Consider the following 22840-nt stretch of genomic DNA (forward strand, 5'->3'; position numbering starts at 1 on the left):
AACGTTAGGAGTTTTTCCCTATCATGATGTTGGTATTATTACATTGATTCATTCGCAGGAATTAACTAAAATGTACATAGGGAAAGGATGATACAATGTTGAATTTTAAACTTGATTTTATTGAGGATAAAGTAGAATTTTTTGACGCAGCGGATTTAAAAGTTTTAGAAAAGAAAATCGAAGCAAAAATTGAGGAAAATAAAGCAATTCTATTAGGGGTACATTCAGTTTCCCATCAAATGTATGTGAGTGAAAAAGGGCAAACGTTTTATACTGCTGTGGTACACTTTAAACGAAAAAAATAGGATGGGGATTCCATCCTATTTTTTATTCTATTGTGGAAAGTTCTTCAACTTTCGTTGGCGTCCAGCCTTCTCCATCCACCCATTGAAGGTAGACATTGTATTTTTGCGTTTTATCCTTCGACGCGACCGTACTAAAGGAGCCGCTGCCGGATGCTTTATCTCGTCCTAACCAATATACGGTCATATTGCTTTCTTCCAAACCAGTGGCATAGGATATCGCCTTCAGCATTTCTTGCCAATCAACAGAAGACTTTTCGTATACTGGTGAATGTTCACCTGTTTGCACGGTCCCTACAGGCTTCCAAGCAGGGTTTTCAATCGTCCTTACTACGTTCGAAGACCCATCCCCTTCCGTCACAACTGCCTGGGAATCATCTTCCTTTTCTGGGGCTGCGGCTTCTTGACTTTCTTCATCCGTGCTTCCCTCTGATTCAGTCTCTTCCTTAGCTTTATCACTTGCAGCTTTATTTGCTTTATCACTTGCAGCTTTATCGTCAGCAGCTTTATCCTTTTTCTCTGAGGCTTGATTGGCTGCTGTTTTTGTTTCTTCCTTTTCTGAAGCTGCTTGATCGTCACCTGATAAAAAAATCGTGTAGGCTACAAAGAAAATGAGTGCTAGCACAATAACAATTAGACTATTCAAGATGAGGTTCGTTTTCTTTCTTTTAGCCCTATAACCAGAACGTGAGCCAGATTGGAAATCGTTACTCATTTACTATCCCTCCATTAAATATGGCTGTCAACATCTTATCATGAAATGAGTCGAACTTGAAGGATTTTAATTGTTTTGTAATCCATTGTCATTTTCGTATAACATTTTAACCATATCGGCAAATAATATATTTACACCACCTTCTGTGTCTAGTACATCCAGATTCACTGCGACAAGAGCATATTTAGGATTTTGATACGGGAAATAGCCTGCGAACCATTTATTATGAAGTTGTTTATCATTTTCATATTTTCCCGTCTCGGCCGTTCCAGATTTACCAGCCACTTCGTAGGGTAGATCCTGAAACCACCTGCCTGTCCCATTTGGATTTACCACAACCTCGCGTAACATTTTCTGAAGTTTCATCGCACTGTAAGGGGAAATCGTGTCACCAGGTAATTCTTCTTTTTCAAAGGTAACCATTGTCGTTCCGTTTTTATATTCTATTTTAGAAGCTATCCGTACCATTTCTTTCTTACCACCTCTCGCAATGGTTGCCATCATATTGGCAATCGCCAAAGGGGTTGCCCGCACCTCATGCTGCCCAATACCTGACATCGCAGCGAAGTTTGGATCTTTTTTAGCCTCATCTGTCAAAAATACTCTGCCTTTATCCTCGTCAACAAACTGTTTAAAATTATCGGTATGATAGACTTCTCCCTGCCAGCCGACAGTTCCTGTTAACGACAATTTTTCAGCGTAATCCTCCAATAAATCCTTATCAATCTTTTGCAGTTCCTTTGCCAATTCCCCAAAAGTCCGATTACAGCTCCGCGCAAAGCTTTCAGTAAAAGAAAGCATGCCGTAGTTATATTTTAATTCAGGTTCCCCGTTAATTTTCTGACTGCAATTAAAAGCCCGAGTGGGGACATCAAGATTTTGATCGATGGCAGCCGCCGCAACCACTGTTTTAAAAATAGAACCCATAATTTCTTGCTTTAACATTCGGTTGGTAATTCCTGAGCCGCTATAAGGATCCTTTTGATTAATAGCCGGACGAGAAACAGAGGCTAGGATACTATTGCTTTCAATATCAAGGAGCACTAATCCGCCCTTCTTGACACCGTGCTTATCCACTAAATCTTCAGACTTTTGTTGTAAACCTTTATCAATGGTTGTTCTTACATTGACAGGATAAAACGGATTAGCAGGATCGACATACTTTACATTTATTCCAAATAACGGAGCTCCATCCCCATCAACATGATACACAAGTTTTGAGTTTCCTTCAGGCAGTAAGAATTCATCAAAGCTTTCTTCAAGACCTGAAACACCAATAAGTGTTTTCTCTGATAACTCCTTATCGGGATACCGTTTTTTTAGGATTTTTGCATTTTCTCCTGTTAAACCAAGTAATTGCTCTGCGGGGATTACCTTACGTTCGAATTTCTTTTCTATCGCAAATACACCAGGTATCTCTAGTTTATTAATTTTCTCCATTTGTGACGGTGTTAGCTCCAATGGCTGGGGTTCTCCATAAGCAAACGGTTTTTTTGCAGCTTCCACTGCCTCTGTTATTCTTTCTTCTGAGATATCAGTAATGTCTGAAACTGCTGCAATATCCCATTCTATATTTTTTAAGAAAGGAAAAAGGACAAGGACGGATACCTTATTATGGGTTAGCAAATCCCCATTTCGATCAAGAAAATTACCTCGGCCATTATCAATCACTAATTCCTGTGTTCTTTGTTTTACGCTTTCTTCTAATAGATTTACATTGTGCTTCGAAAAGCTTTCAGTCTGGACTAACTGAATCTGAATTAACCTTGCCGTCAGAAGCAGAAGTCCAGCCATACAAAGGATGAGTAATCCTTTTATTCGTCTATGAATACGTATCATAAAAAAACACCTCGTCAAGAGTTTTGACGAGGTGTTCCCATTTCAAACATAAAGTTGAAAAATCTTACTTACTTAATGGACACAATACGGACGCTCATATCGCCGCCTGGTGTTTGAACATTGACTTGATCGCCTACTTTTTTACCAAGTAAGCTTTTTGCGATTGGAGAATCATTTGAAATTTTTCCTTCAAACGGATCTGCTTCTGCACTACCAACGATTGTATACGTTTCCTCGTCACCATCAGGAAGTTCAACGAAAGTAACGGAGCTTCCTAGAGTAACGGAATCACCAGCAATATCGCCTTCTTCAATAATTTTTGCATTGCGGATCATATTTTCTAACGTTGTAATACGGCCTTCTACAAATGCTTGTTCTTCCTTCGCAGAATCGTATTCGGAGTTTTCAGATAAATCCCCAAAACTTCTTGCTATTTTAATTCTTTCTACCACTTCTTTACGTTTCACTGATTTTAAATGTTCAAGCTCTTGAATCAGTTTGTCCTTACCTGCCTGTGTCATTGGAAATACTTTATCTATCGCCAAAACTTCTCACTCCTTCTAGTCTTCACAATCCCCCATAGATTGTGTTTATTGATGTTATGTAGGTATCACATAAATACATAGGAGCGCGTCCTTTTAGAAGGGCGCGCAGCTTGTATTCATCCACTATTGATACATATTACACTAATCTTTACGCTATTGTGTCATAAAAATGACTTTTGTTCAAGAATTGTTTGAATTTTTGTGACCATTAAATCAATGGCTACATGATTTTGGCCGCCTTCAGGGATAATGACATCTGCATATCTCTTGGTTGGCTCGATAAATTGGTTGTGCATCGGACGAACAACATTCGTATATTGTTCAATCACAGAATCCAATGTACGTCCACGCTCTTTAATATCTCGAGACAATCTCCTAATGATTCGAATATCAGCGTCTGTATCAACAAAAAGCTTGATATCCATTAAATCCCTTAACCGCTCATCCTCAAGAACCAGAATACCTTCTAAAATAATAACATCTTTCGGTGCAACTTCAATAACTTCTTTTGAGCGGGTATGAAGTGAGTAATCATATACAGGCTTTTCAATTGGCTCGTACCGTAACAGCTTCTGAATATGTTCGATGAGCAAATCATTGTCAAACGCAAGCGGATGATCATAATTCGTCTTCAAACGTTCTTCATAGGGTACATTGCTTTGGTCTTTATAATAATAATCTTGCTGAAGCATGGTTATAGAATGGCCCTTAAAGCTTTCATAAATTGCTTTTGTAACGCTCGTTTTTCCAGAGCCGGAACCTCCGGCAACACCAATAACAACCGGTTTGCGCATCAACCTAGTTCTCCTTTCGCATCATGTTGTTAGGGTAAACCGGTTTGTCCAATTTAAATTGTACAATTTGAAGCGGATGTCTAGCCGCATCCAATTCATTACCTTTTTCATCCCAGATTTTATCAATCACATGTGTAAAGTTCTGAATTTCCGGACCAAAGAACTCAACTTCCTGTCCCGGTTTAAAGTGGTTTCGTTGTTGAAGTGTAACCATTTGTGTTTCTTCGTTGTAATCCAACACAAGACCAACAAATTCAAACTTTGTCTTGTTGCTATGATTACCAAACATTTGCTCTTTATACCCTGGAACACCTTCAAAAAATGCTGGTGCCGTTTCACGGTTTGCACATTTATCCAGCTCTTCTAACCACTCACGCTTAATTATAAAGTTATCTGGGTCTGAACAATAGGCGTCAATAACTTTTCGATATACACTTACTACCGTTGCAATATAGTGAATGGACTTCATACGTCCTTCAATTTTCAAGCTGTCAATTCCGAGCTCAACCATTTGAGGAATCGCTTGAATAAGATTAAGGTCCTTAGGACTCATGGCAAAAGGTGCATCGTTATCACCGTAAAGTGGAATTTCTGCGGTACTTCCCTCTAATTGGTAGAGGTCATAATCCCAGCGGCAAGATTGGCAGCAGCCGCCTCGGTTAGAGTCCCTAGCTGTCATATGATTACTTAATGTACAACGTCCAGAATAAGCAATACACATCGCACCATGAATAAAGATCTCAATTTCCACATCGACCTTTTCTTTCATTTCCCTAATTTCTTCTGCACTTGTCTCCCGCGCTAAAACAACACGCTCTGCGCCGCTTTCTTTCCAGAACTGAGCAGTTTTCCAGTTCGAAATGGATTGCTGTGTACTAATATGAATTTCAATTTCTGGTGCAAGTCTGCGGCATGTTTCAATAATTAATGGATCGGCAACAATAATCCCGGCAATACCTGTTTCTTTTAAGCCGAGGATATACTCTTCTAAACCATCAATATTCTCATTGTGAGCAAAGATATTTGTAGTAACGTATATTTTTGCTCCGTATTTTTTTGCGAATTCTACGCCCTCTTTCATTTCTTCAAATGTAAAGTTATCTGCATTTGAACGAAGACCATATTCCTGTCCGCCAATAAATACGGCATCTGCTCCATATTGTACAGCAATTTTTAATTTTTCAAGATTTCCTGCCGGCGCAAGGAGTTCAGGCTTCTTCACAATCACGCGTTTTCCATCGATGATTTCTGAAATATTATCTTTAACAATATTCATAATGAACCCCTCCTAATTGTCTAGCTGCAGCGCCTAGGGGACTTGGGGTCATAAGCAAATCCATAAATAAGGTTCGTCTTATGCCTGTCGCCCCAAGGAAAAATTCAACTGCATTTTTCCTTGGGCAAGGCGCTTCCGCTTTTCTATTAATAAACTGTTTCTTTAAAAAAGAATCCTGTATCTAGTTTACGGTGAGCTGGCTGAATTTCTTCAATCGCCTCTAACAGCTCATCTTTTTTGTCCTCGTATAGCTCTGGATCCTCAAAGTATAAATCAATCGCTTCACGATACGCCTTTGTTACTGCAAGAAGATAGTCTGAAGACTTTAAGATCCCATCAATTTTAAACGAGTCGACACCAGCTTCTAACATTTCCTGGAGTTCATCGATGATACAAATATCATTCGGACTCATGATATGGGTTCCATTCTCATCTTCAAAGATTGGATATTTATTTTCTCTTTCTTTATCATGTAAAAACATATTTTTTTCCATTTTGCGGTTTTCAATCTCCATCGCTTTCCCCTGGAACTCATAATAGTTACCTAAGAGGGAGCGTTTTGATTGGAACATACAGCTCATACCATGAACCTGTACTTCTATTTCTACTTCCGCTTTTTCTTTGATTTCAACGATTGAATCCATATTAATTTCACGTGCAAGGACAGCCCTTTTTGCGCCTTTTTGACCCCAATAGTTACATGAAAACCAATTCGTCCCCAGTGTTTCCGTGCTCCAATGAAGCTTCATATCTGGTGCTACTTCACGAGCAGTCATTAATACTGCAGGGTCCCCAAAAACAATACCATCAGCCTTTGCCTCATCAACAAATTTAATATAATCACTTAACTCGGGCATTTTTTCATTATGAAAAATAGCATTGATTGCCACATACACTTTCTTTCCCTGTGCATGTGCTAATTCAATAGCTTGTCTAACTTGATCACGGTCAAATTCACCTGCTAAACGTAATCCATATCTCTGCTCACCAATCACAAATGCATCGGCACCAGCAGCAGCCAGCGGTGAAATATCGTCGATTGTTAATGGAGTAACTAATAATTCGGTTTTTTTCAACACTATTCACCTCTTCATTTTACTAATGGCAATCCCATCTCCAACAGGGAGAATGACAGTATGATAATCCGGGTGTTTCATCAGCCATTTGTTAAAACCATCTATTTTTTTCACAAGGTTACGAATCCGCTTCGATTCAATATCAGATTCTGTAAGTGTAACGAGTCCTTTGAATAGGACATTATCGGTTATGATGATTCCATCATCCTTTAAGTACTTCGAATACATCTCAAAGAATTTTTGATATTGTCCTTTTGCTGCGTCAACAAAGATAGCATCATATGGTGCTTGATTACGGACAAGCTCCTCCACTTCAAGCGCGTCACCTTTTATTAAAGTAATTTGGTCCCCAAGCTTAGAACGCTCAATATAGTCTTCCGCAACCTGAATTCTATCTAAATCTCTTTCGATCGTCACAATCGATGCATTCGGAAGGGCACGAGCCATCCTTAATGCAGAATAACCAATTGCCGTACCTACCTCAAGAACTTTTTCTGAGTTGTGAACCCTTAATAATTGCAGCAAAGCTTCAATTCCCACGAGCTCCATAATCGGTACTTTATTTTCTTTCGCATAATTTTCCATTTCGACCAACAATGGTTCACGTCCTGGAATTAATTCCTCAATATAAGAATGCAGTTTATCATTCAACAAACTGCCATCACCTGCCTCTAGCTTTTAAAACATTCTAACCATAATGCTGCTCTTTAGACATGAAAAAATAGCGTTCGTAGAAACGCTATTTTTTCGCTCATAAAACACTGAATTATTTTACCACAAAAGAGAAAGAAAGAAAACCATTCTCCTTTCATGGTAAATTAATTATTCGTGATATACTTCGCCTTATCGGCATTATGCTCATCCAAGGTCGTATTGAAAAGTACATTTCCTTCACCCGTAGCAAGGAAATATAAATATTTCGTGTCTGCAGGACTCATTGCTGCTTCGATTGATTCTTTTCCTGCATTCGCGATCGGTCCAGGCGGCAGACCTTTATTTTTGTAAGTATTGTAAGGCGAATTCACTTCTAAATCCTCATATAAAACTCTTTCCTTGTGTTTTCCTTGTGCATAAAGAACGGTAGGGTCTGTTTGCAAAGGCATCCCCTGTTCTATGCGGTTATAAAATACACTCGAAATATTTTTACGATCCGCTTGCTCCGTTGCCTCCTCTTCTATTAAGGAGGACATAGTCAATAGCTGGTGAGCCGTCAACTCCTCGTTACTAGATTCTGCAAGCAGGGGTGTTATCACCTTTTTTGTTTGATCTAGCATAGTAACAACCATTTCTTCTACAGTTGGATTCTGTTTATAAAACGGATAGGTGGCGGGAAATAAATATCCTTCAAGAGGATATTTTATGTTAGGATTCAAAATGTCTGATGTTAATAAGTCAGGATATTTCCCCATCATCTTTTGAATAAATGTTTGATCATTTAATTGATTAAAAACTTCCTCTTCTGGTAAATTCACAGCCTTTGCCATAATTTGAGCAATTTCCTTTAACTGTTTCCCCTCTGGTATCGTTAACTGGAACGCTGCTTTTTGCAGTACCTTACCGGTTTTTAAGCGATTAATAATTTCTGGAATCTCCATTGAGGGACTCAGTTCATATTCTCCAGCCATAAAACCTGCTTCATTTTTAAATTTCACATAGTACTTAAAGACTTTAGCATTTTTAATGATCCCATTGTCTTCTAATCTTTGAGAAATTCCGGTAACAGATGAACCGATTGGAATTTCTACCTTTTTTTGTACTTTACTGTCCTTGTCAACAGGCTGAAGTGCTGACTTGATATAGAGATAACCCCCTCCACCAATAAACACCAGGGTTAAAAGGGTTAAAATTGTTATGGTTAAAACTATTTTACGAACAATTCTTGCTTCACTTTGGTGCTCAATCATTTTTTTTCGAATTATCTCTTTTTTCGAGTTTGTTTCTTCTGTTGACATCTAATTGCCCCTCCCATATGCCGGTGAAACATATATCTTTTAAACTCTCTTTACAAATTAATAAAATGCGTATCAGATATTATTTCAGCATAAATAGCGAAAAATGTCAATTTTTCTGCGAAAGCGCATTCAATAGAGTCAAAAAAAATAAAAAAACGATCCCTCTTCAGGATCGTTTTCACAACATTTTATTCTTCGTCTTCTTGTTCATCAAAGAAGGTATTGAGCATCTCTTCCACCATATCCCATTCTTCTTCCGTTTCGATTGGGATTAGTTCGCCTTCTCCGTCTTCATCATTTGGATTGAAAGCATAAGCATGAATCTCAGGACCCTCTTCATCATTTTCCGCTTCCCCTACCTGTTGAAATAAAACATAAGACTTGCCAAAATCTTCTGATTCAAATGTAAAAAGTACCTCACATAATTGTTCGTTACCTTTTTCATCTACGATTGTAATTTGATTTTCTCCGTGTTCCATTAACGTCACCTCATTAATTTTTGCTATCAAGATAGCCTTGTAAAATCATCATTGCAGCCATTTTATCAATGACCTTTTTTCGCTTTTTACGGCTGACATCTGCTTCAAGTAAAACCCGTTCTGCAGCCATTGTGGTTAAACGCTCGTCCCATAAAATCGTTGAAACTGAAAACTGATTCTCAATTTCCTCAGCATATCGTTTACTTGCTTCACCACGCGGGCCAATAGAACCATTCATGTTTTTCGGCAGACCGATGACTACCTGACTAATTTCATACTCTTTTATTAATTGACCAATTTCATCAAAACCAAACTTATTTTTTTCTTCGTCGATTTTGAGGGTTTTGAGGCCCTGTGCAGTCCAGCCAAGTTCGTCGCTTATGGCAATACCAACTGTCTTAGAGCCAACATCTAATCCCATAATCCGCATTGCTTAACCCTCACGTCGTTGTTTTAAATAGGATTTAACCAATTCTTCAATAATTTCGTCCCGCTCAAGCTTTCGAATGATATTCCTAGCGTCTCGATGACGGGGAATATAAGCAGGATCTCCAGACAGTAAGTATCCGACGATTTGATTAATTGGGTTATACCCTTTTTCCTGTAAGGCTTCATAAACTTGAAGAAGAACATCGTTTACATCATGTTCAAAAGGCTCTTCAGGAAAATTGAACCTCATCGTTTTATCAAATGAGCTCATCAAACGCACCTCGCATCTTTGGTAGAGGAGAGATCTACCAATATTACCTATTTTATCTACATTTTACACTACTTTGTCTCATTATCAAATCGATTTCACCCATTCGTCTACGAATCTTAGTGCAGAGTCGAGTTTTTCTGGATCTTTACCACCTGCCTGAGCCATATCTGGACGACCTCCGCCGCCCCCGCCGCATCGTGTTGCAACCTCTTTAATTAATTTACCAGCATGGTATCCCTTATCCATTAAATCCTTCGTCACAGCTGCGATTAAATTGACTTTCCCCTCATTCACACTTCCAAGAAGAATAACAGCTGATCCAATTTTCTGTTTCAAGTCATCTGCCATATTTCGCAGGTTATTCATGTCAGTTGCTTGAACCTTCGCCGCCAAGACCGTGACACCGTCGATTTGCTTTGCTTTCGAAACGAGATTCCCTGCTTCAATATTGCCTAATTTAGCTGCAAGTGATTCGTTCTCACGTTGAAGTTGTTTTATTTCAGCCATTAGGGCTTCAATTCTGTTTACCACTTCTTTAGGGTTTGTTTTTAACTTGTCTGCAGCGTCCTTTAATGAACCAACTTGGTCATTTAACAGCTGATAAGCTGATTCACCTGTAACAGCTTCAATTCTCCTTGTACCAGCACCAATACCGCTTTCAGACACAATTTTAAACAGCCCGATAACAGATGTATTCGGTACATGACAGCCGCCGCAAAGCTCTAGGCTGTAATCGCCCACTTTAACCACACGAACGATATCACCGTATTTTTCACCAAAGAGAGCCATCGCACCCATTGCTTTTGCTTCTGCAATTGGCTTTAAACTAATATTCACTTCGATATTCTTCCAAATTTGTTCGTTAACAATCTTCTCAATTTCTTCCAATTCCTCTGGCTTTATTTGACCAAAGTGAGAGAAATCGAAACGGAGACGATCAGGTTCCACGAGTGATCCTGCTTGGTTAACATGCGTTCCCAGTACATCCTTTAATGCTTGATGAAGCAAGTGAGTAGCGGTGTGATTCTTAATAATTTGTACCCGATTTTCCTGATTAACCTCTGCCGTCACTTTAGCGTCTGTCTTTAAAATCCCAGACTCCACGAATGCTTTATGAAGATTTTGACCATTAGGTGCTTTTTGTACATCTTTTACGCTAGCAGCAACACCGTCTCCATAAATCATTCCACGGTCAGCAATTTGTCCGCCGCTTTCTGCATAAAATGGTGTTACATCAAGAATAAGCTGGACCTCATCTCCACTAAATGCTTCATCGATTATCTCACCATTTTTAATGATGGCAACAACGCTAGAGTTTGTTTGAAGCTGGTCATAACCAACAAACTCACTTGCTGCTTTAATGTCTCCAAGCACTCCGCCTTGTACCTGCATGCTGCCGACATCATGACGAGCTGCACGGGCACGCTCACGCTGCGATTCCATTTCTGTTTCAAAACCAGCGTGATCCAGCTTCATTCCTTCTTCTTCTGCATACTCCTCTGTTAATTCAACAGGGAAACCATACGTATCATAAAGACGGAAGACATCACTTCCAGAAATGGTATTGCTGCCTTTTTCTTTTTCTTTTTTGATTACATTTCCTAGGATTGATAAACCTTCATGTAAGGTTTCGTGGAAACGCTCTTCTTCGTTTTTAATGACTTTTTGAATAAACTCGGTCTTGTCCTTTACCTCCGGATAGAAGTCATGCATAATTTCTCCTACAACCGGAACTAACTCATACATAAATGGACGGTTAATATTGATTTGCTTTGCATAACGAACGGCCCTGCGAAGTAACCGGCGTAATACATACCCACGTCCTTCATTCGAAGGTAATGCACCGTCTCCAACTGCAAAGGCAACAGTACGAATGTGGTCCGCGATCACTTTAAACGCCGTATCCTTTTCTTTATCCGTGCCATACTTCACGGCAGAAAGCTCTTCTGTTGCCCTGATGATTGGAATAAATAAATCCGTATCAAAGTTTGTAGGAACATTTTGAACCACGGAGGCCATTCTTTCTAGACCCATTCCAGTATCAATGTTTTTCTTTGGCAGTGGTGTATAGGTACCATCCGGGTTATGGTTAAACTGGGAAAACACAAGATTCCACACCTCTAAATAGCGCTCATTTTCACCGCCAGGATATAATTCTGGATCTGTGGGATCATCCCCATACTCCGGACCGCGATCATAGAAAATTTCGGTATTCGGACCACTTGGACCTTCGCCAATGTCCCAGAAGTTTCCTTCAAGACGGATAATACGCTCCTCGGGGATACCGATTTTTTTATTCCACAGGTCAAACGCTTCATGGTCTTCTGGATGAATGGTTACGGAAAGAAGTTCTGGGTCCCAGCCAATCCATTTTTTATGTGTTAAAAATTCCCAAGCCCATTCAATCGCTTCTTCTTTAAAATATTCACCAATGGAAAAGTTTCCAAGCATTTCAAAGAAGGTATGGTGGCGTGCCGTTTTTCCGACATTTTCAATATCGTTGGTACGAATTGATTTTTGCGCATTGGTAATCCTTGGATTATCTGGAATAACGCGCCCGTCGAAATATTTTTTCAAGGTGGCAACACCACTATTGATCCATAATAAAGATGGATCGTCATGTGGAACAAGCGGTGCACTTGGCTCAACAGCATGACCTTTTTCCTGGAAAAAATCTAAAAACATTTTACGAATTTCTGAACCTGTTAGGTATTTCATATTTTACTACCTCCCTCTTATTAAAAAAGAACACAAAAAAGCCCTCATCCCATGGTGAAGTTTCTTTTTGCGGAACTTCACCGGAACAGGGACGAGAGCTCTACTCGCGGTACCACCCTGATTATGAACACAAAAAGACTGTGTTCATCTCTCAATAATTGCCTTAACGCGGCAAAAACGGCAGTGGTTAGCTGCACTCTGGACTAGCTTCTGTTATCCTTCATCTAGAGCTTCTCACAGCCAAGGAAGCTCCTCTCTTAAAGATGGACTACAACATACTAGGGTCCTTCAACATGTTAATCCAAAATATTCTATAAAGGGATTATAGCTACACAAAAAACGTTTGTCAATCCGGAAAAGGCATTATGGTGCGGGTTCCTTTACCTTTTCACGAATGAAATGATTTTTGGCATGAAGAATACTGACCTTCAGCACTACAAGAACAGGGACAGCTAGAATCATGCCAAGTATCCCGCCAATTTCTCCACCCGCCGTTAAGGCAACCATAATCATTAACGGGTGCATATGCAGACTCTTTCCGACTATATAGGGGGACAAGATATTTCCTTCTAAAAATTGCAATCCAAAAACAATGACAATGGTTATGATTACTAATTTAACGGAGCTGGTTGCTGCAATAATGACTGCGGGTACAGCACCTATTACCGGTCCAAAATAAGGGATCACGTTCGTGACTCCAATGATTAGACCTAATAGTAACGGATATTTTAAGTGAAAAATCCAAAATAACAGGGATGAAAGACCGCCGATAATAAGACAGACTAGGAGCTGACCTCTGATGTAGCTTCCAAGCGATTCATCAATATCTCTAAGAAATCGAGTTCCCTTTCTTCGCCATGATTTTGGTGTCAAATACCACACGGCTCTTTTAATCACCGTAAAATCCTTTAACATGTAGAATGCAATAAAAGGGATAATCATGATCGCAAAAGCAAAATTCAAAAAGTTTAATAAAGAATCTACAATAACAGTCAAGAGAGATTCTAATCGCCTTTCAAAACCCATGATTCCCTCATTAATTTGCTCTTGAAGACCATCCGGCCATTCACGTGTATGTGTTTGAAGTTCCTTTATCCAGTTTCGGTATTGTTCAGCAAGGATGGGAGCACTTTCTGCAAGATCCCTGACTTGTGAAATAAATGCAGGTATTCCTTTATAGATACCAAAGCCAATCCCGCCAAAAAAAAGAAAATAGATTAAAAAAATTGCTAGCCCGCGATGTAAGCCTTTTTCATTCAGCTTTTCAACAATTGGATGAAGCAAATATGTGATAAACCCGCCAATAAGAAATGGGAGCAGGATTATCAATGCAGCTTTTAAAATGGGTAACCATACAAACCTAATAATTAAAAAAACGTAAATTGCAATAAGTAAAAGAAGCAAAAATCCGATTCGATAAAACCATTTAATACGAATTTCCACCGATAAACTGCCTCCTTATCATACTTATTCTTAGAGACAGTTATCGGATTTATACACCAAAAATCCCCCTATCATAAGGGGGATAAATTTTTAGAATAAAGCACGCTTTACTTTTCTTGACATTCTTTTCATTTGACGCTCAGACATAAGGTTGTTTCTTTGTGCAAGATTATATGCTGCCATGCCTACCCCAAATGCCACAACGGAAGTCATCACTTTATTCATACGTCTCACCTCTTCTGTAGTTTGACAGTGCTTTTGTTACGTGCTTACTGTCTACCTTCAGTACATAAGTGTTTCCACTTTATATGGTGTAACGACGTTCTTCTTCTTCAAACAAGTCATCTAATGAACTGAGTGTACCATCTTCTTCGACTTGATGGGTATTTATTACGCCTTTGGCTAGAGACAATTCAATAAAACAATTCCAGCAATAGTATTGGTTTATTCCAATTTTCCCGATATCCTTGCTCTGACAATTGGGACACTTAAGCATGAAAAGACACCTCACGTATGATTTACGTCTACGATGATGGCATCCTTTCCGATTGCAGGGGGCTTCTCGGATTGTATAATCTGCTTCCCTTCCGTAATATCTGAAAAGAAACCATCCGTAATTTCGTACCCTACGATTGTGCCCAATTCTTCATGAAAATATACATCCTTAAGCAACCCAAGGGACTCTCCGCTTTTAGAAATAAGCATTTTTCCATTTAAAGAGTGTTGATGGTGAAGGGTATATTCTGGAGTTGTTTTACGTTTTTTGAGGTGATCATCATCTTCAACCATGATCCCATCCCCGCCAAACGATGTTACATCTTGTATGTCCAGAAAATAGGATTGTTTGAAGAAAACGCCTTTTTTAACCATCAGGCCCTTTACGACCCCTTCATTCGTGATACATAAATCCGTGACTTCACCAATTCTAGCCCCAGACTTCGAATCAAAAACTGGCTGACCTTTTAATAACGAAAATGTTCGCAAAGAGTGCCTCACCTCCTGTGAACATTTATAGTTTCACTCACTTACCATAAAATCATAAGGAGAAAGGTTTTCCATTGGGTAGAAATAATGATAACTACCCAATCATAATTTGTGTAGATGAATGAAAGATTAAACAAGTTATTATTTTGCTGTATAAGCGATTAACAAAGAAAAGTAAGATGTAAAAAAATAGGGTAGAACGTTCCTCTGCTTTACATCCTTTTGGTTTAGCCAGTATTATCTAAAGAAGAAATCATTATTTTGGTCATATTAAAAGTAGCGTTTGCTTTGGCAAATATACAAAATGTCACCTGAATTTTGACTTCTCATTTTTGGCGAACTGCTTCAGGAGGTTTTGAAGTGGAACAACACATTGATTATCTTATCGAGCATTTTGGTTACTTCGGCATCATTATCATGTTAATCGGAGGAATTATTGGGCTTCCTATACCTGATGAAGTCCTTTTAACCTATGTTGGCTATAACGTATACCACGGCAAATTATCCTATATCATTTCTCTGATAAGCGCTGTAGTGGGTTCTGCCGCAGGGATTTCTATCAGTTACTACATTGGTTATAGATTTGGATTACCTTTATTAAAAAAGTATGGTCCGAAAATTTACATTACAGAAGAAAAGGTCAATAAGACACATAAATTATTCGAAAAGATTGGGCCTCCACTCATATTGTTCGGTTATTTTATTCCCGGCGTACGGCACCTTACTGCATATGTTGCCACGCTAAATAAGTTCCCTTTTAGAAAATTCGTTGTTTATGCTTACATTGGTGCTATCCTTTGGAGTTATACTTTTATCACATTAGGTAGAGAACTTGGAAAAAGATGGGATGTAGTTGGACTTTATGTATCAAAATACAGCATGTATTTAGTTTTGTTGGTAATTATTATTGCGATATTGGTTTATCTATATTGGAGAAAAAAGCAGAATTAAGAGGCGGAGAAAAATGGCTGCCCACATTATGTGTTGAATAGCGGACTCTTCAAGGTTAATAATTGATCGTCTTTAAGTAAAAAGAATCCCTTTAAACCAAATTTTTTAAATAAAAAAAGAAGCCGTTATTCAAGGATTTCTTTAAAACAGCTTCTAAGACAACTTAAAATTATTTAAAAAACTTAAGAATTGATCCCATTTGCCTTAACGTATTAATTCCGTTTGTAACTTTTCCCACGTGTCCCATCATCGTTCCTAATCCATTAAATTTAGAAGTTGGTGCTTGTTGATTTTGATTTGGAGCAAAAAAACGACGAGGCTGTTGTCCCATATGATTAGGTGGTCCAAACCTTTGCCTAGATCCTGAAGGGAATCGTCTTCTTCCCGGATTGGGAGAAAAAAATGGCATATTTTATTCACCTCCTATTAGTTCTTTCCAAACTAACATATGACTAGTGTTTTTCAATTGATTAGACATTAAGGAAGGTGGTTTAAAAATATGCTAAATACCTACCAACAGCATTACACCAAAATCATAACGAAGGAATGATTAACTTTCAAAATTCCATGTTTGTCCATTTCAGATTTACCATATTTCCATAAAATATATAGATTCTATAAAGAGGTGGTGATACATTATGTCATATGATGGTGGATCTAGAAACAACTTCGTACTAATCGTGGTTCTATTCATTCTTTTAATTATTGTTGGTGCGAGTTTCATGAGCGGGTACTAACCTGTAAAAGGAACACATAACAAAACACACTACTTCTTCTTTAGTGTATAGAAGCGTCAACCGACGCTTCTATTTTCTTTTTTATTTAGTAATCCACATTAGATTTTTTATTACGAAGAAAAAAGAGACCCATGCTGATTTTTGCCTTGTTTAGATTACTTCATACACTATTAATGGGCTGCATCCACACAAGAATACACAACTAATCATAGCTTATCTAAAAGAGTATTAAAGAGAGGAGGAAGAAGTTGTTGGAGGGTATTGATAATAATCAAACACATAAGTCCAATAAAGAAATGGACCCTTTTTCAAGATTAATGTTTGGAAACCGTAAACCCAGGGAAACTTACAAAGAAAGTGAAAATATTTCACAAGAAATCCCGGAACAAAAAGAACAATTATCTTTTGATACCAGATCAACTCTTGATACCAGATCAAATCTTGATACCAGATCAAATCTTGATACCAGATCAAATTTTAATGTTGATGACTGGTTTTTTGGACGTAGAAGAAAGGAATCTGTATCGGGTTATCAAAACTGACGGAAACAGACTCAAAACACTCAGAATAAAATAGAACATTTCATTAACAATGTTGATATTGGACTGCTTATGGAAACCTTTGATACCATAGTTGCAACATCTAAACAATTTAAACCATTAATTAAGAAGCAACACTTTTTTTAGTAAAATTTTAAAAAAATTTAAAAAATAGTTTCTTTCTTTAATAATTTAGATGTATTGCAGACGTTTTTCAAAAGATAAAAATAAAAGCCCTTTTTAGGGGCTTGGCTTTAACAATCAGCACTTGTCCCATTCAGATTTATTCTGGGTGCATATGATATTATTAAGCCCGCCAGCCTATTTAAATACCTCCGAAGAGGCGTTTGCATGTATTGCAGACGCTTTTTTATTTTTAGAAATTGTTTAAGGAAATCGCTGATTTTTTTCAGACAGGAAGATGTTTGTCCAATCAACCCTTGTCCTAAGAAAATATATATACATAGAGAAGTATTTTCTCAATGAATATTCCAATAAATAGGTGGTGAGAGAATATGTGGGGATCATGTGGATACGGCGGTGGCTACGATGGTGGTGACTACGGCGGTGGTTATGGCGGCAGCAGCTTTGTATTAATCGTTGTATTGTTCATTCTATTGATTATCGTTCTTGCCGTGGTTTAATAAACCAAACGGCAGATTTTGGCTAAGTAAAATCCTATTTAAGCATTGACTGGAGGTGTTATTAATGAGTGAAAGGCATGGACACGAACATAGACACGAACATGGTGACGGTAAGACGTTAGTCGTTGTATTGTTCATTCTACTGATCATTGTAGGAGTTTCTTTTATGAGTGGCTACTAAATTGTACGGAACAAAGGGCAGGTTAAGTTAAACTGCCCTTTGTTATATAGAGAATTCTAAAATGAAAGGAGGGTGAATTAAATGCCATTTTTTGGATTTAGACGAAGAAGGTTTTTCCCCATTGAAATTGAAATCGAAATCGAGAGAAGAAGACGGAGACGGAGACGGAGACGGTTTTTCCCTATTGAAATCGAAATCGAAATCGAGAGAAGAAGACGGTTTGAAATCGAGAGAAGAAGAAGACGCGGATTCTAATTAAGCAAATAATTTAAACAGTGTTTCCATAGGCCTACGGGCCATTTTTTTTATAGAGAAAGAACATCTGTTGTTAAATAAAAAATCCACATTTAATTTTTTGCAAATTGTTTATTGCATGAAACTCCCGTTTTATCCTGTGGATTTATAATTAAATATTCTTTGAATGGAATATTATCTTGTTCATACAGATAAATCTTCCCTTTATCACCATAATAACTCCATCTTTCTCCTTTTTTCTTTTTACAAAATAGCTTATGTTGTAAAATTCTTTAACATTAGCAAATCTCCTTTAAGATTTTATTTACCAATCCTGCCCCGTTTCTTGAATAAGAAAATAATTAGACATTTTTCAGCAGCGCTCGGCTCATTATCTACTGCTTTAATCATATTCCGTAGTTTTAAAGGTGTTTCTTTAAATGATTGAACTAATATATTCAAAATTCCATGTTTGTCCATTTCAGATTTACCATCGTTCCATAATATATATAGATTCTATAAAGAGGTGGTGATACATTATGTCTTACGAAGGCGGATATGATGGTGGATCTAGAAACAACTTCGCACTAATCGTGGTTTTATTCATTCTTTTAATTATTGTTGGTGCGAGTTTCATGAGCGGGTACTAACCTGTAAAAGGATCACATAACAAAACACACTACTTCTTTAGTGTATGAAGCGTCAACCGACGCTTCTATTTTCTTTTTTATTTTATTAATGGGCTGCATCCACACAAGAATACACAACTAATCATAGCTTACCTAACAGAGTATTAAAGAGGGGAGGAAGAAGTTGTTGGAGGGTAATGATCATAATCAAAAACATAAGTCCAATAGAGAAATGGACCCTTTTTCAAGATTAATGTTTGGAAACCGTAAATCAAGAGAAACTTACAAAGAAAGCGAAAATATTTCACAAGAAATTCTGGAACAAAAAGAACAATTATCTTTCGATACCAGATCAAATCTTAATACCAGATCAAATCTTGATACCAGATCAAATCTTGATACCAGATCAAATCTTGATACCAGATCAAATCTTGATACCGGATCAAATCTTGATACCAGATCAAATCTTGATACCAGATCAAATCTTGATACCAGATCAAATTTTAATGTTGATGATTGGTTTTTTGGTCGTAGAAGAAAGGAATCTGTATCGGGTCATCAAAACAGACAGAAACAGACTCAAAACACTCAGAATAAAATAGAACATTTCATTAACAATGTTGATATTGGACTGCTTATGGAAACCTTTGATACCATAGTTGCAACATCTAAACAATTTAAACCCTTAATTAAAGAAGCAGCACCTTTTTTTAGTAAAATGTATAAAAAATTTAAAAAGTAGTTTCTTTCTTTAAGAATTGAGTTATTTAGTTATTGGATATGTTAAATTTTTTGTTGATTTTCGACAAGTCGTAGTGCCAAAATCTTAAATTACTTTAATCAGCACTTGTCCCATTCAGATTTATTCTGATTGCATATGCTATTAGTAAGCCCTCCAGCTCTATATATAAACCTCCTAAGAGGCGTTTGCATGTATTGCAGACGCTTTTTATTTTTAGAAATTGTTTAAGGAAATCGCTGATTTTTTTCAAACAAGAAGAAGATGTTCATACAGATAGGTAAGGGTTGTTTAGCACAATAATGACATTTTGCCAATAATCGTGCTTACAGCATTTTTATACTAGTTTTGTTAAGTTTTTTATCCAAAAAAGTAAAAATGAGGTAGTATAAAGAAGAAATAGAATATAACAAAAGACTATTATTGTGTCACAATTGGAGGGGAATTTAATTGGCAAATAAATATTGCCCTATATGCGGGGAAGTTAATGGATGTATGTCTGGTGCTGGAGAACACGGCAATTGTTGGTGTGATATGGAGGAATTCCCTAAAGAAATCTTTGAATTAGTTCCTTTCGAAAATATAAGAATAGATTGCATATGTAAAAAATGTTTAATTAAATTTCAGGAAGAACAAATTTTAGCGTAATTTCCGCACAAATTGCTTTATATCAATAAAAAATAAGTGCCAAATTCATATACAATTTGGCACTCATTTTAAGTTACATTTTAATGTTTACGATAGGTAACAGAACCAGTTAGTTACGCCATTGGGTCCTTTTTTGCCTTGAATATATAAGGTTCTTTCCTGATCTATTTCTTCACCGATCAAATCTAAGCGTTTGTCCAAGACATCGATATCCTTAATCTTCGAATTGCCCAAATGTTTCTTCCTAGCTATTCTTTATGCTCTATATGCTGATTTTTCTACCCTCCTACAAAAAATCATAAGGTGTAATGTTTTCCATGCCAATCATTGGATGAACCTGCATTAACTTTTCCTCAGCCGATAACGTCAGTTCGTCCTCGTGTTCTTCATTGGAATTTTCCACCGAAATCATTTCTTGAAGCTTTAGAGATAAAGTGGTTTGTCTGCTTTGTTCATCAGCTCGTTCAATTCCCATCCTTAATGCTTCTTCTTCACCGCATAGGATCAATGACTGTTTACTCCTTGTAATGGCTGTATAGATGAGATTTCTTCGCAGCATCCGATAATAGCTTCTTGTGATGGGCAGAATGACGATCGGAAATTCACTTCCCTGAGACTTATGTACAGAACAGCAATAAGCATGCGTAATTTGATTTAAATCCTGTCTTGAATATTCGACTTCATTTCCTTCGAAGGAAATGTATACCATATCCTGTTTCTCTGTATTTTCCTTTGCATAAATAATTGAAATAATTTCTCCAATATCACCGTTAAAGACATTACTTTCGGGCTGGTTGACGAGCTGAAGTACTTTATCACCAATACGATATTTTACTTCCCCAAATATAAGTTCCTTACGAGTGCCATCCGGGTTAGGATTAAAAATTTCTTGTAATAATACATTTAATCGGTCAATACCCGCTGGTCCTCTATACATGGGTGCAAGGACTTGAATATCCCTGGCTGAGTATCCTTTACCTTTCGCATTCAAAGCAACCTTTTCAATAACTTGAGGAATTTGAGCAGTTGAACATTTGATAAACGAACGGTCTGGCTGCTTCATGGTTACATTCGGAGGCAAATACCCCTTTTTAATATCATGTGCGAGTTCAATAATCGAAGAACCTTCAGCCTGACGGTAGATATCTGTTAATCTAACCGTAGGAACTACCTCTGATCTCAATAAATCCTTAAGCACTTGACCAGGTCCCACAGACGGCAGCTGATCCTCGTCCCCAACAAGAATTACTTGAATAGTATCAGGCAAGGCTTTAAATAATTGATTTGCCAGCCATATATCAAGCATTGAGGTTTCATCCACAATCAGAATCTTCCCCTCTAGCGGACTAGCCTCACTTTGATCAAATTCTTCCATACCATTAAAGCCAAGTAAACGATGAATCGTTACAGCAGGCAGACCGGTGGATTCACTCATTCTTTTTGCTGCTCTTCCTGTTGGAGCAGCAAGTAAAAAAGGAAAGGGCTCACCCTTTTTATCGTAGTCTTTCGGCTCTAAAGAGCATCCATGCAGTTCCGCATAAAGCTCAACAATTCCTTTTATAACCGTAGTTTTCCCTGTCCCAGGACCACCTGTTAAGATAAGCATTGGAGACATTAAAGCAGTTTGAATCGCTTCCCTTTGCGTAGGGGCATATTGTACCTTTAATCTTTCTTCAAGATTTCCTAACGCTAGCAAAAATTCGGATTCAGGAAATTGTTCGTTATATTCTGTTTGCTTCAAGATTTTGTTTATACTCGTGACAAGTCCTTTTTCTGCAAAATACAAGGATGGCAAATAAACACGCTTTTCCTCACCGACTAATTTCCCTTCTTCTTCTAGCTTTAAGATTTCAGTTGAGATGTCGGTAAATTCAATTTGGTCGCGTTTATTTTCCTCTAACAGATTCTTCACCTGTACAAGCAGGTCTTCGACGTGCACATAAACATGACCAGTCTGCATACTTTCGTTCTCGAGTGTATAAAGGCATGCAGCTTTTATCCGATCGGGATGATTTCCTGATATCCCAAGCTGATAGCCAAGCTCGTCCGCCCGGCCAAATCCAATTCCCTCGATATCCTCTACAAGCTTATAAGGATTCTTTTGGATAATATCCAGGGTTTCATCCTTATAGGTTTGATACATTCTCATTGAAAGCTGCGGACCAAAGCCGTATTGGTTTAAAGCAACCATAACCTGCTCTAAACCTTGGTGCTCCATTAAGGTATCATAGAGCATTTTTGCTTTATCAGGAGGAAGCTTTGGGACAGAATCAAGTAAGGAGGGTTGATTTAGAATTTTTGTAATCGCATTTTCTCCTAGTGTTTCCACAATGTTTTCCGCGGTTTTCTTCCCAATCCCCTTGAACAATTCACTTGATAAATAAGCCGCTACCCCTTGCTTCGTTTGTGGGATATCTTTCCGAAAATGCTTTGTTTGAAATTGCATGCCAAATTTCGGATGATCTTTAAATTCACCAAAGAATATATAGGTTTCATGCTCATGAATTTTTGGGAAATATCCGGTGATAACCGCTTCCTTATCCTCATACTCATGATTCGTCTCTTCCACACGAATTCGTAATACCGTGTAAAGATTTTGCTCGTTATGAAAAATCGTAACAAGATGCTTCCCTTTTACGAACTTACCTTGTTCAGCAAACAAATCAAGCGAGCTTTGTTTATCCATGGGTGCTTCCTCCTTTCTTTATTTTGTGA

The 22840-nt window shown here is 37.8% G+C and carries 29 protein-coding genes and 1 other annotated feature; of the genes, 10 read left to right on the forward strand and 19 right to left on the reverse strand.

Features of this window, described 5'->3' with window-relative positions; translation table 11 throughout:
- The first annotated feature begins 95 nt into the window (after nucleotides 1–95).
- Nucleotides 96–305 carry a DUF2536 family protein gene (locus AC2TFD_RS22725; RefSeq protein ID WP_335509818.1) on the forward strand — a complete coding sequence of 70 codons (210 nt, stop codon included), beginning with the start codon at nucleotides 96–98 and terminating at the stop codon, nucleotides 303–305.
- A gap of 22 nt (nucleotides 306–327) precedes the next feature.
- Here AC2TFD_RS22725 and AC2TFD_RS22730 read toward each other — a convergent pair whose 3' ends face one another.
- The 16 genes from AC2TFD_RS22730 to AC2TFD_RS22805 all read right to left on the reverse strand — a co-directional run bounded on the left by AC2TFD_RS22730 (nucleotide 328) and on the right by AC2TFD_RS22805 (nucleotide 14823).
- Nucleotides 328–1017 (reverse strand): YrrS family protein, encoded by a 690-nt coding sequence (locus AC2TFD_RS22730; RefSeq protein ID WP_484674019.1) that lies wholly within the window; start codon nucleotides 1015–1017, stop codon nucleotides 328–330.
- A gap of 66 nt (nucleotides 1018–1083) precedes the next feature.
- Entirely contained in the window at nucleotides 1084–2856 is a 1773-nt protein-coding gene (locus AC2TFD_RS22735) for a peptidoglycan D,D-transpeptidase FtsI family protein (protein WP_484674020.1), read from the reverse strand.
- A 68-nt stretch (nucleotides 2857–2924) separates the two neighbouring features.
- Nucleotides 2925–3401: a transcription elongation factor GreA gene (gene greA / locus AC2TFD_RS22740; protein ID WP_335509824.1), complete on the reverse strand. Its 477-nt coding sequence runs from the start codon at nucleotides 3399–3401 to the stop codon at nucleotides 2925–2927.
- Nucleotides 3402–3562: 161 nt separating this feature from the next.
- A complete protein-coding gene (gene udk / locus AC2TFD_RS22745; protein ID WP_484674021.1) occupies nucleotides 3563–4198 on the reverse strand; it encodes a uridine kinase in 636 nt (211 codons plus the stop codon).
- A 1-nt stretch (nucleotide 4199) separates the two neighbouring features.
- A complete protein-coding gene (locus AC2TFD_RS22750) occupies nucleotides 4200–5471 on the reverse strand; it encodes a peptidase U32 family protein (protein ID WP_484674022.1) in 1272 nt (423 codons plus the stop codon).
- A 146-nt stretch (nucleotides 5472–5617) separates the two neighbouring features.
- Nucleotides 5618–6547, reverse strand: a complete 930-nt coding sequence (locus AC2TFD_RS22755) for a peptidase U32 family protein (RefSeq protein ID WP_484674023.1) — start codon at nucleotides 6545–6547, stop codon at nucleotides 5618–5620.
- A gap of 6 nt (nucleotides 6548–6553) precedes the next feature.
- Complete coding sequence (locus tag AC2TFD_RS22760; RefSeq protein ID WP_335568493.1) at nucleotides 6554–7201, reverse strand: O-methyltransferase; 648 nt, start codon at nucleotides 7199–7201, stop codon at nucleotides 6554–6556.
- 164 nt (nucleotides 7202–7365) lie between these two features.
- Nucleotides 7366–8499 (reverse strand): endolytic transglycosylase MltG, encoded by a 1134-nt coding sequence (gene mltG / locus AC2TFD_RS22765; RefSeq protein ID WP_335568494.1) that lies wholly within the window; start codon nucleotides 8497–8499, stop codon nucleotides 7366–7368.
- Between the two features lie 188 nt (nucleotides 8500–8687).
- On the reverse strand, nucleotides 8688–8978 hold the full coding sequence (locus tag AC2TFD_RS22770; RefSeq protein ID WP_335509836.1) for a DUF1292 domain-containing protein: 291 nt from the start codon (nucleotides 8976–8978) through the stop codon (nucleotides 8688–8690).
- Between the two features lie 13 nt (nucleotides 8979–8991).
- On the reverse strand, nucleotides 8992–9408 hold the full coding sequence (ruvX, locus tag AC2TFD_RS22775; RefSeq protein ID WP_335509838.1) for a Holliday junction resolvase RuvX: 417 nt from the start codon (nucleotides 9406–9408) through the stop codon (nucleotides 8992–8994).
- A gap of 3 nt (nucleotides 9409–9411) precedes the next feature.
- Nucleotides 9412–9678, reverse strand: a complete 267-nt coding sequence (locus AC2TFD_RS22780) for an IreB family regulatory phosphoprotein (protein ID WP_045517822.1) — start codon at nucleotides 9676–9678, stop codon at nucleotides 9412–9414.
- Nucleotides 9679–9762: 84 nt separating this feature from the next.
- Nucleotides 9763–12396 (reverse strand): alanine--tRNA ligase, encoded by a 2634-nt coding sequence (gene alaS, locus AC2TFD_RS22785; RefSeq protein ID WP_484674024.1) that lies wholly within the window; start codon nucleotides 12394–12396, stop codon nucleotides 9763–9765.
- Nucleotides 12397–12480: 84 nt separating this feature from the next.
- Nucleotides 12481–12697 (reverse strand) — a binding site (T-box leader).
- Between the two features lie 62 nt (nucleotides 12698–12759).
- A complete protein-coding gene (locus AC2TFD_RS22790; RefSeq protein ID WP_335568496.1) occupies nucleotides 12760–13839 on the reverse strand; it encodes an AI-2E family transporter in 1080 nt (359 codons plus the stop codon).
- Nucleotides 13840–13929: 90 nt separating this feature from the next.
- Nucleotides 13930–14064 (reverse strand): YrzQ family protein, encoded by a 135-nt coding sequence (locus AC2TFD_RS22795; protein WP_335509846.1) that lies wholly within the window; start codon nucleotides 14062–14064, stop codon nucleotides 13930–13932.
- A 79-nt stretch (nucleotides 14065–14143) separates the two neighbouring features.
- On the reverse strand, nucleotides 14144–14335 hold the full coding sequence (locus AC2TFD_RS22800) for a hypothetical protein (RefSeq protein ID WP_289343267.1): 192 nt from the start codon (nucleotides 14333–14335) through the stop codon (nucleotides 14144–14146).
- A gap of 11 nt (nucleotides 14336–14346) precedes the next feature.
- Nucleotides 14347–14823 (reverse strand): PRC-barrel domain-containing protein, encoded by a 477-nt coding sequence (locus AC2TFD_RS22805; protein ID WP_335568497.1) that lies wholly within the window; start codon nucleotides 14821–14823, stop codon nucleotides 14347–14349.
- Nucleotides 14824–15183: 360 nt separating this feature from the next.
- Here AC2TFD_RS22805 and AC2TFD_RS22810 point away from each other — a divergent pair, with 360 nt between their 5' ends.
- Complete coding sequence (locus AC2TFD_RS22810; RefSeq protein WP_484674025.1) at nucleotides 15184–15774, forward strand: DedA family protein; 591 nt, start codon at nucleotides 15184–15186, stop codon at nucleotides 15772–15774.
- 169 nt (nucleotides 15775–15943) lie between these two features.
- On the opposite strand, the gene AC2TFD_RS22815 is transcribed toward AC2TFD_RS22810, so the two are convergent.
- Nucleotides 15944–16183, reverse strand: coding sequence for a hypothetical protein (locus AC2TFD_RS22815; RefSeq protein ID WP_484674026.1), 240 nt, complete (start codon nucleotides 16181–16183; stop codon nucleotides 15944–15946).
- Nucleotides 16184–16412: 229 nt separating this feature from the next.
- Between AC2TFD_RS22815 and AC2TFD_RS22820 the strand changes: the two genes are divergently transcribed.
- The 8 genes from AC2TFD_RS22820 (at nucleotide 16413) to AC2TFD_RS22855 (ending at nucleotide 20125) form a co-directional block, all read left to right on the forward strand.
- Entirely contained in the window at nucleotides 16413–16511 is a 99-nt protein-coding gene (locus AC2TFD_RS22820; protein ID WP_335568498.1) for a YjcZ family sporulation protein, read from the forward strand.
- Between the two features lie 251 nt (nucleotides 16512–16762).
- Nucleotides 16763–17053, forward strand: coding sequence for a hypothetical protein (locus AC2TFD_RS22825; protein WP_335568499.1), 291 nt, complete (start codon nucleotides 16763–16765; stop codon nucleotides 17051–17053).
- Nucleotides 17054–17565: 512 nt separating this feature from the next.
- Nucleotides 17566–17694 carry a YjcZ family sporulation protein gene (locus AC2TFD_RS22830; protein ID WP_335568500.1) on the forward strand — a complete coding sequence of 43 codons (129 nt, stop codon included), beginning with the start codon at nucleotides 17566–17568 and terminating at the stop codon, nucleotides 17692–17694.
- A gap of 64 nt (nucleotides 17695–17758) precedes the next feature.
- On the forward strand, nucleotides 17759–17875 hold the full coding sequence (locus AC2TFD_RS22835) for a YjcZ family sporulation protein (RefSeq protein WP_335510463.1): 117 nt from the start codon (nucleotides 17759–17761) through the stop codon (nucleotides 17873–17875).
- A gap of 81 nt (nucleotides 17876–17956) precedes the next feature.
- Complete coding sequence (locus AC2TFD_RS22840; RefSeq protein ID WP_335568501.1) at nucleotides 17957–18130, forward strand: hypothetical protein; 174 nt, start codon at nucleotides 17957–17959, stop codon at nucleotides 18128–18130.
- A gap of 518 nt (nucleotides 18131–18648) precedes the next feature.
- Nucleotides 18649–18759 (forward strand): YjcZ family sporulation protein, encoded by a 111-nt coding sequence (locus AC2TFD_RS22845; protein ID WP_335510461.1) that lies wholly within the window; start codon nucleotides 18649–18651, stop codon nucleotides 18757–18759.
- Nucleotides 18760–18925: 166 nt separating this feature from the next.
- Nucleotides 18926–19480, forward strand: coding sequence for a hypothetical protein (locus tag AC2TFD_RS22850; RefSeq protein WP_484674027.1), 555 nt, complete (start codon nucleotides 18926–18928; stop codon nucleotides 19478–19480).
- A gap of 447 nt (nucleotides 19481–19927) precedes the next feature.
- The gene (locus tag AC2TFD_RS22855) at nucleotides 19928–20125 is read left to right on the forward strand and encodes a cysteine-rich CWC family protein (RefSeq protein ID WP_335510455.1); all 198 of its coding nucleotides are present in this window, start codon (nucleotides 19928–19930) and stop codon (nucleotides 20123–20125) included.
- Between the two features lie 87 nt (nucleotides 20126–20212).
- Here AC2TFD_RS22855 and AC2TFD_RS22860 read toward each other — a convergent pair whose 3' ends face one another.
- Complete coding sequence (locus AC2TFD_RS22860) at nucleotides 20213–20359, reverse strand: hypothetical protein (RefSeq protein WP_335510453.1); 147 nt, start codon at nucleotides 20357–20359, stop codon at nucleotides 20213–20215.
- A gap of 52 nt (nucleotides 20360–20411) precedes the next feature.
- Nucleotides 20412–22811 carry an SF1B family DNA helicase RecD2 gene (gene recD2 / locus AC2TFD_RS22865; protein ID WP_335510451.1) on the reverse strand — a complete coding sequence of 800 codons (2400 nt, stop codon included), beginning with the start codon at nucleotides 22809–22811 and terminating at the stop codon, nucleotides 20412–20414.
- Nucleotides 22812–22840 lie beyond the last annotated feature (29 nt).

Source organism: Neobacillus sp. plas4, from assembly GCF_057221695.1.